Origin of the sequence: Curtobacterium sp. NPDC088465, assembly GCF_044753165.1 — a bacterium.
In the GTDB taxonomy this organism is placed as follows: domain Bacteria; phylum Actinomycetota; class Actinomycetes; order Actinomycetales; family Microbacteriaceae; genus Curtobacterium.
In genome coordinates this window covers 162,207-174,170 of record NZ_JBIVMR010000001.1, presented here as the reverse complement: position 1 = coordinate 174,170, position 11,964 = coordinate 162,207, and the positions used below count along the sequence as shown (strand labels likewise).

Genomic DNA, 11,964 nt, shown 5'->3' with positions numbered 1-11,964 from the left:
ACGCCATGAGGACCACACCACGACCGACGAGGGGCCGCGCGGCAGCGCTGCTCGCGACCGCGGCGGCCACCGCCCTCGTCCTGACCGGCTGCTCGAGCGGCAGCAGCGGCGCGACCGGCGGAGGGAACGGCAAGGTCGAGGGCACCATCACCCTGCAGACCTGGGCGCTCACGCCGACCTACACGGACTACCTGCAGGGCGTCATCGACGGCTTCGAGCAGGAACACCCCGACGCGAAGGTGAAGCTGCAGGACCAGCCGGGCGACGGCTACGCGGACAAGGTGCTCAGCCAGGCGTCGTCGAACTCGCTGCCGGACGTCATCAACCTGCCGCCGGACATCGCGCTGCCGCTCGCGAAGCGCGGGTTCCTGCAGGACGTCTCGAAGGACGACAGCACGCTGAGCAGCACGTACGTCGCCGGCGCGTTGGACTCGTACGAGTACAAGGGACTCGACGGCACCTACGGCTACCCCTGGTACCTCAACACCGACGTCGACTACTGGAACTCGACGATGTTCGCGAAGTGCGGGCTCGACGCGAACGACCCGCCGAAGACCACCGACGAGCTGTTCACGCAGGCGAAGACCATGCACGAGAACTGCCCGGACGACTACCTGATGAGCCGGAAGCCCGGGCTCGGTGACTTCACGCTCGCCGGCGTCAAGGTGGTCAACGGGGACGGGACGAAGTTCACGTTCGCGGACTCGTCGAAGGCCGCCGACCTGATCGACCGGTACAGGACGGCGTACCAGGACGGCTACATGCCGTCGAACGTCCTCAACAGCGACTACCTCGGCAACTCGACGCTCTTCACCCAGGGCAAGGTCGCCTGGACCACCGGTGGTGCGACCGCGCTCGCCGACATGGAGAAGAGCAACCCGTCGCTCACGGGCAACGTCACCGTCAGCCCGGCGCTCGACACCCCGCCGCTGTACGTGCAGGGCCTGTCGGTGTCCAGCAAGTCGAAGCACCTCGCCACCGCCGAGGCGTTCGCGCAGTACATGACGAACGCGAAGAACCAGGAGGCGTTCGCCCACCAGGTGAACATCTTCCCGTCGACCGTCTCGTCGCAGGCCGACCCGTACTTCTCGAAGGACGACGGCACCGTGAACGGCAAGGCCCGCGTGCTCGCGAACGAGGCGCTCAAGGAGGCGAAGGTCCTCAACCCGGTCGAGGCGAACTCCGCGATGACGGACTTCCTCGACCAGCAGATCGCCCTCGCCATGAAGGGGCAGGTCTCGCCGGAGAAGGCCCTGCAGACCGCGCAGGACAAGATGAACTCGCTCCTGGCCAACGGCTGATGCGCGCCAACCGCTGGTTCACGCCCTGGCTGCTCGTCCTGCCGGCACTCGTCTGGCTCCTCGCGTTCAGCCTCTGGCCGTCGATCAACACCGTCCGGTTGTCGTTCACGAACGCCAGCCCGCTCGGGGGCGTGAGCCAGTGGGTGGGCGTCCGCAACTTCCAGACCCTGCTCGCCGACCCGCAGGTGTGGGAGGCGTTGCTCAACAGCGTCATCTACATGGCGATCTGCCTGCCGCTGCTCACCGTCCTGCCGCTGCTCATCGCGGTGCTCGTGCAGCAGAAGCTCCCCGGGATCGCGTTCTTCCGTACGGCGTACTACACGCCCGTGATCGCCTCGGCCGTCGTGGTCGGGCTCATCTGGACGTGGATCCTCGACGACCGCGGCGTGGTGAACGAGATCGTGAAGGCGCTCGGTGGCGCGGGCATCCCGTTCCTCACCGACCGATGGCTGCTGCTCATCAGCGCGATCAGCCTGACGGTCTGGAAGGGCCTCGGCTACTACATGATCATCTTCCTCGCGGCGCTCGGGAACGTCGGCAAGGACCTGCACGAGGCCGCCGCCCTCGACGGTGCCGGGTCGGTCCGCCGCTTCTGGTCCGTGACCATGCCCGGTGTCCGCGGCACCATGACGCTCGTCGGCATCCTGGTGTGCGTCAGCGCGCTCCGCGTGTTCAGCGAGCTCTACATCCTCACCAACGGTACCGGCGGACCCGGCGGGCAGGACAACTCGCTCGTCATGCTCATCCAGCAGTACGCCCGCGGCTTCACCGGCAACCTCGGCTACGCGTCCGCGCTCAGCCTGCTGCTCTTCGTGGTGACGCTGGTGCCGATGCTCGCCCTGGCGCGCATGAACAGCAAGGCGGACAAGTGACGAACACGACCAGCACCACGGAACCCGTGATCGGGGGCGCCGCCGGCGTCGCCGCACCCGCACCGGACGTGACCGGCGCGACGGCACGCGGACGCGCCTCCGGTCCGACACCGCGGAAGCGCCGCCGGGTCTGGGGCGTCATGTCCACCCGTGAGAAGGTCGTCCGCTACGTCCTGCTCGTGGTCGTCCTCTTCATCACGATCGGCCCGTTCCTCTGGCAGTTCTCCACCTCGCTCAAGGGTGCGGGCGAGGACATCTACACCGCGAACCCGTCGTTCATCCCGAGCGAGCCGACGTTCGACAACTACCTCAAGGTGGCGGCGGCGATCCCGGTCTTCCGGTACATCGGCAACTCGCTGCTCGTCGCCGCGATCGACGTGTTCGGCAACATCGTGTTCGCCACCCTCGCCGGGTTCGCCCTCGCCCGCCTGCAGTGGCGCTTCCGGAAGCTCGTGCTCGGCCTCTTCCTGGCCACCCTGGTGCTGCCGGGCGAGGCGACGATCATCAGCCAGTTCGTCACGGTCAAGGACCTCGGGCTCGCCGACAACCTGGTCGGCGTCGCGCTGCCGGGCATGATCGCCGCACTCAACGTGCTGCTCATGTTCAACGCGTTCCGGCAGATCCCCGAGGAGATCGACCAGGCCGCGGTGGTGGACGGCGCGAACGCGATGCAGCGCCTCCGGTACATCTCCCTGCCCGCCGTGCAGGGGACCATCGCGGTGATCGCGATCTTCTCGTTCATCGGTGCGTGGGACGACTTCCTCTGGCCGCTCATCGTGCTGCAGTCGCCCGAGAACCTCACGCTGACGGTGGGACTCCAGTACCTGCAGGGCACGTTCGCGACCGACCAGCGCATGATCGCCGCAGGCACCATGATCGCCTTCATCCCGATCGCCGTGATCTTCGCCGTCCTGCAGCGCTTCTTCTTCAAGGGCGTCGAAGAGGGCGGGGTGAAGGGCTGATGCGCTTCGGTGTCAACCACACCCCGTCGGTCGGCTGGTTCCACTCGTGGCTCGACTTCTCGCCGGCGGACACCGCGCGGGACATGGAGCAGATCGCCTCGCTCGGTGCCGACCACGTGCGGATCTTCCCGCTGTGGCCGGTCGTCCAGCCGAACCGGACGCTCATCCGGGAGGCGGCGTTGCGCGACGTCGCCACCGTCGTCGACATCGCCGGCTCCTTCGGGCTCGACGTGAACGTCGACGCGCTGCAGGGGCACCTGTCGAGCTTCGACTTCGTGCCGTCGTGGCTCGACAGCTGGCACCGCCGGAACATGTTCACCGATCCGGACGTGGTCGCGTCGACGGCCGCGTACGTCGAGGCACTCGCCGCGGCGGTCGCCGACAAGCCGAACCTGCTCGGCATCTCGATCGGCAACGAGGTCAACCAGTTCGCGCACGCACCGCACCCCGCACCGCACGACATCACCGCGGAACAGGGACACGCGTGGGCCGCGGCGATGGTCGCGGCGGCGCGGCGCGGGCTGTCCGGTGGGTCCACGGTCGGGTCGTCCGCCGGCCGGGAGGCACCACCCGCGTCCGCCTCGTCGGCTCCTGCCGCCCCCGGGTCGCGTCCTGCGCCGCTGGTCACCGTCGCGCAGTACGACGCGGCCTGGTACGACGACACGCAGCCCTTCGGTCCGGCCCACGCGGCGGACCACGGCGACGCGACGGTCACGCACTCGTGGGTGTTCAACGGGTCCGCGGCCCTGCACGGCGCACTCGGCGCCGGGTCGGTGCGGCACGGGGAGTACCTGCTCCAGCTCGCCGCGGCCTGGAACCGTGAGCCCGGTCGACCGAACTGGCTGCAGGAGGTCGGCGCCCCGACGAACGTCGTCGACCCGGCCGACGCCGCCGCGTTCACCGACCGGACCATCCGGCACGTCGCCGGCGCCCAGGACCTGCTCGGGGTGACCTGGTGGTGCTCGCACGACGTCGCACGGTCGCTCGCCGACTTCCCGGAGCTCGAGTACGACCTCGGGCTGTTCACGAACGACGGCCGGCTGAAGCCCGCGGGCGAGGCGTTCGCCGCCCTGGCCCGGACCGGTCTGCCCGCCTCAGCGGCGCCGCCGACCACCGCGGTCGTGCTGGACGACGTGCTCCCGGACGGCTCGCCCCGGTACGGGGTGCGTGCGGACTGCGCCCCCGGTGGCCGGTTCGCGGCCGCGTGGCTCGCGTGCGCCGAGTCCGCCACGGACGGCCGCGGACCCCAGGTCGTGCTGCGTTCCCGGCTGCCCGACACCGCGCACACCGCGGCCAGGGGCATCAGGAGCACCGTGGAGGTGCCGGACGACCTCGCCGGCACCGCGCTGTCGATCGCCCACCCCGCGACGATGCCCTGACCCCGGCCCACCACGGCCCACCGCCCCGCCCGACCACGCCCCGATCCGTCCACCCGGAAGGACCCCATGCACGACGACATCCCCCTCACCACCGGACGCGCCCGACGGGTCCTCGACGAGCGGATCCTGCCCGCGGTGCACGCGACCGCGGTGCCGCTCGGAGCCGCCTGGCACGAGCTGCCCGGTGAGCCGGTCCCGCCCGCCGCCGGTCTGCAGCTCGACTTCACGCCGTACGAGGTGGGGACGCCGTGGGGCGCGGCCTGGGGCACCACGTGGTTCCGGCTGTCCGGCACGATCCCGCAGGAGTACGCCGGGCAGCGCGTGGAGGCGGTGATCGACCTCGGCTTCGACGAGAACATGCCCGGGTTCCAGTGCGAGGGGCTCGTGTACCTGGCCGACGGCACGCCGGTGAAGTCGATCAACCCGCGGAACCAGTGGGTGCTCGTCACCGAGCGGGCCGAGGGCGGCGAGACCGTCGAGCTCTTCGTCGAGGCCGCGTCGAACCCGGTGCTGCTCGACTACCACCCCTTCCTGCCGACGCAGGAGGGCGACGTGCAGACCTCGTCGTCGAAGCGGCTGTACACGAGCCGCCGGATGGACCTCGCGGTGTTCGCGTCCGAGGTGCACCACCTGTCGCTCGACCTCGAGGTCCTCCTCGAACTCCAGGCCCAGCTGCCCGACGGCCCGCGGCGGATGCGGATCCTGCAGGCACTCGACGACGCCCTCGACCGGCTCGACCTGCAGCACATCGTCGGGACGGCAGCGGACGCCCGCGCCGCACTCGCCGACGTGCTCGCCGCGCCCGCCGAGGCCTCGGCGCACACGATCTCGGCGATCGGGCACGCACACATCGACTCCGCGTGGCTGTGGCCCGTCCGCGAGACGATCCGGAAGGTCGCCAGGACGACCTCGACGATGACCGAGCTCATCGACCAGACCGACGACTTCCTCTACGGCATGTCGAGCGCGCAGCAGTACGCCTGGATCAAGGAGCACCGGCCCGAGGTCTACGCTCGGGTGCAGGCCGCGGTCGAGGCGGGTCGTTTCCTGCCGCTCGGCGGCATGTGGGTCGAGTCCGACACCGTGATGCCGACGGGCGAGAGCATCGTGCGGCAGTTCTCGCAGGGACAGCGGTTCTTCGAGCGGGAGTTCGGCATCCGGCCGAAGGGCGTCTGGCTGCCGGACAGCTTCGGGTACTCGCCGGCGCTGCCGCAGCTCATGCGCCGCGCGGGCTTCGAGTGGTTCTTCACCCAGAAGATCTCGTGGAACCAGGTGAACAAGTTCCCGCACCACACCTTCCTCTGGGAGGGCATCGACGGGTCGCGGGTCTTCTCGCACTTCCCGTCCATGGACACCTACAACTCCCGGCTCTCCGGGGAGGAGGTCGCGAAGGCCTCCCGCCAGTTCCGCGAGAACCGCCTCGCCACGGGGTCGATCGCCCCGGTCGGGTGGGGTGACGGTGGCGGGGGCACGACGCGCGAGATGACCGGCACGGCCGAACGCCTCGCCGACCTCGAGGGCAGCGCGAAGGTCCGGTGGGAGCACCCGGACGCGTTCTTCGACCGGGCGAAGTCGGAGCTGCCGGACCCGCCGGTGTGGGTGGGGGAGCTGTACCTCGAGCTGCACCGCGCCACGCTCACCAGCCAGCACCAGACGAAGCAGGGCAACCGCCGGTGCGAGCAGCTGCTCATCGAGGCCGAGCTCTGGGCCACGACCGCCGCGGCACGCACCGGGTTCGTGTACCCGTACGACGAGCTCGACGCGCTCTGGCAGCAGGTCCTCCTGCAGCAGTTCCACGACATCCTCCCCGGCACCTCGATCGCCTGGGTGCACCGCGAGGCGGTCGCGAAGTACGCGGAGACGGCCGCGGCCCTGACCGCGATCATCGAGGACGCGCTGTCGGCACTCGCCGGCCCCGGGACGGAGACCGTCGTCGTCAACCCGGCCCCGGTCCTCCAGGCCGGTGCTCCCGCGCAGGGTGCGCTCCCGGCGACCGACGTGCCCACCGCGGAGCCGGTCTCGCTGGCCCGGCAGGACGGCGGGTACGTGCTCACCAACGACCTGGTGCGGATCGTCGTGACCGCACAGGGGCTCGTCACGAGCGCCGTCGACCTGGCCACCGGACGCGACGCGATCGCCCCGGGGCAGGCCGCGAACCTGCTGCAGCTGCACCAGGACTTCCCGAACATGTGGGACGCGTGGGACGTCGACCGGTACTACCGGAACCGGGTCGAGGACCTGGTCTCCGTCGACTCGCTCGACGCATCGGTCGACGCCGCCGGGATCGCGCGCATCGTCGTGTCGCGCTCGTTCGGGGACTCCACCGTCACGCAGGAGATCGTGCTCGCGCCCGGTTCCCGCACGCTCGAGTTCGACCAGACGACCGACTGGCACGAGACCGAGAAGTTCCTCAAGGTGGCGTTCCCGCTCGACGTCCGCGCCGAGCACACGGTCGCCGAGACGCAGTTCGGCGCGCAGAAGCGCGTCACGCACACGAACACCTCGTGGGAGGCCGCGAAGTTCGAGACGTCGATGCACCGCTACGTGCTGGTGGAGGAGCCCGGGTTCGGGGTCGCCCTCGTGAACTCGTCCATCCACGGCTTCGACACCACCCGTGACGCCGTCGACGGCCACGTCACCACCACCGTCCGGCTCTCGCTGCTCCGCGCACCGCGCTTCCCCGACCCGGAGACCGACCAGGGCGTGCAGACCCACCGGTACGGCATCGTCGTCGGGACGGACCAGCTCGGCGCGACCGCGGCCGGCATCGTGATGAACGCCCCGGCACGGCGCCTCACGGGCGCCCACGGGTTCGAGCCGCTCGTGCAGGTGTCGGGCGACGTCGTGCTGTCGAGCGTCAAGCTCGCCGACGACCGCTCGGGCGACCTGGTCGTCCGCGTGTACGAGCCGAGCGGGCGGCGGGGGACCGGCGGCATCGCCGTGGCCGAGCCCGGCGTCTTCGGCGACCCGGTCGAGGTGACGCTGCTCGAGGAGGTCGACGACGCCCTGCCGGGCGTCGCCGCGCTCACCGACGGTGTCGCGGCCTTCCCGGTCGACGCGTACGAGGTCCGGACCTTCCGCTACCCGCGCGCCTGAGACCCCCGCCGCCGGGGGTTCGGGATCCCCGGCGGCGGTCCCCGGTCGGCACCGGTCGACCGGGCCACCACTCGATGAGGAGTGACATGAAGCAGTCCGTGAAGATCGGCATCGTGGCGGCGCTCGCCGCGATGCTCGCAGCACCGATGGTGCCGGCCGCAGCGTCGGCGGCACCGTCCCCGACCGGCCTCTCCCACGGGGTCGGCGCGTACCACGGCGTCGGCCACGGGAAGCAGCCGCACGACGTCCCCACGAAGGACGGCCCGACGAGCATCGCCTACGTCGAGGTCAACAACGACCAGCTCGCGAACGTCGGCCGCTACCGGCTCGCGAACGGCGCGAACGCCTTCGACGTGGCGATCATCTTCGCCGCGAACATCAACCGCGACGCGGACGGCAACGCGGTGCTGTACGCCAACGAGAACGTGCAGCGCACCCTCGACGACGCCGCCACGCAGATCCGGCCGCTGCAGGCGAAGGGCATCAAGGTGTCGCTGTCGATCCTCGGCAACCACCAGGGCACCGGCATCGCGAACTTCCCGACGCAGGCCGCCGCCGAGGACTTCGCGGCACAGGTCTCCGCGACCGTCGCGGAGTACGGCCTCGACGGGGTCGACCTCGACGACGAGTACTCCGACTACGGCACGGACGGCACCCCGCAGCCGAACCAGCAGTCGATCGGCTGGCTCGTCAGCGCCCTGCGCGCCGACATGCCCGACAAGCTCGTCTCGTTCTACGACATCGGCCCGGCGTCCGACGCCCTGTCGTCGTCGAGCAGCGCGATCGGTTCCCAGCTCGACTACGCCTGGAACCCCTACTACGGCACGTACTCGGCGCCGTCGATCCCGGGGCTCGGCAAGGACCGGCTCTCGGCGGCGGCGGTCGACATCCAGAACACCCCGCAGTCGACGGCGGTGTCGCTCGCGCAGCGCTCGAAGGCCGACGGGTACGGCGTCTTCATGACGTACAACCTGCCCGACGGCGACGTGAGCTCGTACGTCTCCGGGTTCACGAACGTGCTGTACGGCCAGAGCACGACCCACGAGTGAGGACGACCGACCGATGAGTGCTGAACGCCGTGGCGGCCCGACCGGCCCCGTGACCGCGGTCGCGGCCCGGAACGGGGTCGGGTTCGTCTCGCAGCAGGCGACCCCGATCGAGCAGACCGACCCGACGGGGACCGTGCAGGTCCTCGACGGGCACCGAGGTCACGACGTCGGGCCGACCGACGTCCTGACCTGGGTCTGGTTCCCGGAGCGGTCGCTGCCCGACGGGCGGACCGAGCCGACGACCACGGACCTCGACCGGTTCTGGGCCGCCACGGCGTTCGCACTCGACGTCGTCTTCACCGACGGCACCCGACTCAGCGCGGGCGGCGCCCGCGACCAGTACGGCGACCTCGTCACCCCCGAGGCGCAGGACGACGCCCGCAAGCAGTGGGTCGACCAGTGGAACCGGCGGACCGTCGACCTGTCGGCGCACGTCGGCCGGACGGTGGACCGTCTGGAGGCCCGGCTCGGCCGGGCGGACCGGCCCGCGCCCGACGGTGACCCCGGCACCGCCGTCCGCGGTTGGCTCGACGACGTCCGGATCGGACCCGCCGGGCGCGCGACCGGCCACCTGCCGGAGGGTGCCCGACCGCTCGACCACGTCCGCACCACGCGTGGCACCCACTCGTCCGGCACGTTCTCGCGCGGCAACACCGCGCCCCTCGTCGGGCTCCCGCACGGAGGTGTCTTCGGCCTGCCGATGACCGACGCTGCCGACAGCCGGTGGCCGTACGCCTACCAGGAGCACAACCGGCGGAGCGACAACCGGCCCACGATCCAGGCGTTCGCGACGAGTCACCTGCCCTCGCCGTGGATGGCCGACCGCGGGGTGTTCCAGGTCATGCCCTCCCCGCTCGCCGACCCCGACCTCGACCGGACCGCCCGCGCGCTCGGCTTCGACCACGTCGACGAGGCCGACGGCCCGCACCGCTACCGGGTCACCCTCGACGCAGGCGTCACCGCCGAGATGACCGCCGGGGAGTTCGCCCTCGCGTGGCGGTTCACCGGCGTCCGCAGCATCGTCCTCGACCACCACGGCGTCCTCCGCTCGTGCACGGTCCGCATCGAGGACGGCACCGCGGTCGTCGACGCCCTGCTCGACGACCGGGCCGAGACGCCGCCGCACCACGTGCACGTGCGGATCGGGAACGCCCTCGCCGACCGGACGACGTTCGTCGACGGCGAGCTCCGCGGACGGGTCGAGGTCGCCGGTGACACCGACGTGCTCCTCGGCATCTCCACCGTGTCCGCCGAGGACGCGGTCGCGAACCTCGACGCCGCCGGTGACTTCGACGCGATGTACCAGCACGCCGAGGAACGCTGGACCGCCGAACTCGACACACTGCAGGTCGAGGGCGCCACCCCGGACCAGCTCGTCTCGCTGTACTCCGGCCTGTACCGGGCGTTCCTCCACCCGACCCGGGCGGGGGAGACCGCGCTGACCGGGAGCCCGCGACACCGTTCCCCGTACGGCGGCGTGCTGACCGTGCCGATCCGCGACGAGCCCGGGCCCGAGGTCGTCGACGGCCCGCTCACCACCACGAACGGGTTCTGGGACACCTACCGGACCGCCTGGCCGCTGCTCGCGCTGCTCACGCCCGACACCGCCGCCGACCTCGCCGAGGGGGTCGTCGGCCACTTCACCGACGGCGGGTGGACTCCGCGGTGGAGTGCGCCCGGGGCCGAGGACGTGATGACCGGCACGACGAGCGACACCGTCCTCGCCGACCTCGTGGCGAAGGGTGTCGACGGCTTCGACGTCGAGCAGGCGTACCGGTCCGCGGTGCGGAACGCGACCGTCCCGTCACCGGACCGACGCGTCGGGCGGAAGGGGAGCCTCCCGGGTGACCTCCGCGGGTACGTCGACACGGCGACCGACGAGGGGATGTCGTGGACCCTCGACGCCGCGATCAACGACTGGGGCGTCGCCGTCCTGGCCGACGCGATGGCCACGCGAGCCGCGGCCACCGGTGACGCGGACGGCGAGCGACGGTACCGGGCCGAGCACGAGTGGTTCGCACGCCGCTCGCTCCGCTACCGGAACGTCTTCGACCGGGAGCGCGGGTTCTTCATCGGCCGCACGCCGGACGGCGCCTGGCGGTCCGGGGACGACTTCGACCCGGACGTGTGGGGGAGCGACTACACCGAGACCAACGCCTGGGGCACGATGTTCACCGCGCCGCACGACGGCGCCGGGATCGTCGACCTGCACGGTGGACCGGCCGGCTTCGACGACGCCTTCCAGCGGTTCCTGCAGCGGCCCGAGACCGGCGCCACCGACCGGTCCGGGTCCTACGGGTTCGCCATCCACGAGATGACCGAGGCGCGCGACGTCCGCACGGGGATGCTCGGCCTGTCGAACCAGCCGGCGCACCACATCCCGTTCTTCCCGATGTTCACCGGACGGCACGACGACGCCCACCGCATCGTCCGCGAGTGCCTCGACCGGCTCTTCGTCGGCTCCGACCTCGGGCAGGGGTACCCGGGCGACGAGGACAACGGCGAGATGAGCGCCTGGTACGTCCTCGCCACGATCGGCCTGTACCCGCTGGCGCCGGCGACCGGCACCTACGTGCTCGTCCCGCCGTCGGTCCGGCGGACGGTCCTGCGACGGCCGGGAGGCGCGTCCACCGTCATCGAGACCGCCGGGGACGGACGGTTCATCGCGTCCGTCACGGTCGACGGTGACATGTGGGGGTCGATCAGCATCCCGCACACGGTGGTCGCCGCCGCGGAGCGGATCGTCGTCACCCTGTCGGAGGCCCCGACGGGGTGGGCTGCGGACACCCGACCGGTCTCGGCGTCCGAGCTGCACGGCTTCCGGGACACCCCCGACGACGTCCTGCCCGTGGGGGCGTCGCCCCTGACCGACGACACCGGACTGACCCCGGTGGCGCTCACCGCGGGGCAGTCGGTGTCGGTGCCGGTCACCGCGGCCGGGACGTCCCTGTACACCGTGACCGCGGCAGCGCCGGTGACGGCCTCGTGGCGTGCGGTGCTCCGGAGTGCGGACGGCACGGTGGTGCACGCCGTCGAGGAGCGGGACGCGGCGTTCACCTGGGCCGGGCAGACCCGGGTCTTCCGGTTCGCGGGCGGGGTGACCGGCGGGACGTTGGCGTTCGAGGCTGCCACACCCGTGGTGCTGACGCAGCTGCAGCTGATCGCGGCCGACGGCACGGTCACGGACGGGACCGACGTGCACTGACCCGGCGCACCCGGTGCTGGTCGGTCCGCCACGAGGGGGACCGGCTTGTACCCCGTTCGTGGGCTGTCGCGCTCCGGGGACACGGGGTGGAATGGACGGT

General features: G+C 71.4%; 7 protein-coding genes. All 7 read left to right on the top strand.

Features of this window, described 5'->3' with window-relative positions:
* Positions 1 to 5: 5 nt before the first annotated feature.
* The 7 genes from ACIP6W_RS00760 (at position 6) to ACIP6W_RS00730 (ending at position 11,864) form a co-directional block, all read left to right on the top strand.
* Positions 6 to 1,301 (top strand): sugar ABC transporter substrate-binding protein, encoded by a 1,296-nt coding sequence (locus ACIP6W_RS00760; RefSeq protein WP_251159823.1) that lies wholly within the window; start codon positions 6 to 8, stop codon positions 1,299 to 1,301.
* Positions 1,301 to 2,173: a carbohydrate ABC transporter permease gene (locus tag ACIP6W_RS00755; RefSeq protein ID WP_058727596.1), complete on the top strand. Its 873-nt coding sequence runs from the start codon at positions 1,301 to 1,303 to the stop codon at positions 2,171 to 2,173. Before ACIP6W_RS00760 ends, ACIP6W_RS00755 begins: the two co-directional genes overlap by 1 nt.
* Positions 2,170 to 3,135, top strand: a complete 966-nt coding sequence (locus ACIP6W_RS00750) for a carbohydrate ABC transporter permease (RefSeq protein WP_200884135.1) — start codon at positions 2,170 to 2,172, stop codon at positions 3,133 to 3,135. Before ACIP6W_RS00755 ends, ACIP6W_RS00750 begins: the two co-directional genes overlap by 4 nt.
* Positions 3,135 to 4,514 (top strand): glycosyl hydrolase, encoded by a 1,380-nt coding sequence (locus ACIP6W_RS00745; RefSeq protein WP_400427680.1) that lies wholly within the window; start codon positions 3,135 to 3,137, stop codon positions 4,512 to 4,514. Before ACIP6W_RS00750 ends, ACIP6W_RS00745 begins: the two co-directional genes overlap by 1 nt.
* A gap of 66 nt (positions 4,515 to 4,580) precedes the next feature.
* On the top strand, positions 4,581 to 7,610 hold the full coding sequence (locus ACIP6W_RS00740) for an alpha-mannosidase (protein WP_400427678.1): 3,030 nt from the start codon (positions 4,581 to 4,583) through the stop codon (positions 7,608 to 7,610).
* Positions 7,611 to 7,696: 86 nt separating this feature from the next.
* A complete protein-coding gene (locus ACIP6W_RS00735; protein WP_209683458.1) occupies positions 7,697 to 8,659 on the top strand; it encodes an endo-beta-N-acetylglucosaminidase H in 963 nt (320 codons plus the stop codon).
* A gap of 13 nt (positions 8,660 to 8,672) precedes the next feature.
* Positions 8,673 to 11,864, top strand: coding sequence for a GH92 family glycosyl hydrolase (locus tag ACIP6W_RS00730; protein WP_400427676.1), 3,192 nt, complete (start codon positions 8,673 to 8,675; stop codon positions 11,862 to 11,864).
* The last annotated feature ends 100 nt before the right edge of the window (positions 11,865 to 11,964 follow it).

What these genes read in the sequence shown, in the direction of transcription:
- ACIP6W_RS00730 (WP_400427676.1), top strand. Translation starts at nt 8,673, where the DNA reads ATGAGTGCTGAACGCCGTGGCGGCCCGACCGGCCCCGTGACCGCGGTC.
- ACIP6W_RS00755 (WP_058727596.1), top strand. Translation starts at nt 1,301, where the DNA reads ATGCGCGCCAACCGCTGGTTCACGCCCTGGCTGCTCGTCCTGCCGGCA.
- ACIP6W_RS00740 (WP_400427678.1), top strand. Translation starts at nt 4,581, where the DNA reads ATGCACGACGACATCCCCCTCACCACCGGACGCGCCCGACGGGTCCTC.
- ACIP6W_RS00745 (WP_400427680.1), top strand. Translation starts at nt 3,135, where the DNA reads ATGCGCTTCGGTGTCAACCACACCCCGTCGGTCGGCTGGTTCCACTCG.
- ACIP6W_RS00735 (WP_209683458.1), top strand. Translation starts at nt 7,697, where the DNA reads ATGAAGCAGTCCGTGAAGATCGGCATCGTGGCGGCGCTCGCCGCGATG.
- ACIP6W_RS00760 (WP_251159823.1), top strand. Translation starts at nt 6, where the DNA reads ATGAGGACCACACCACGACCGACGAGGGGCCGCGCGGCAGCGCTGCTC.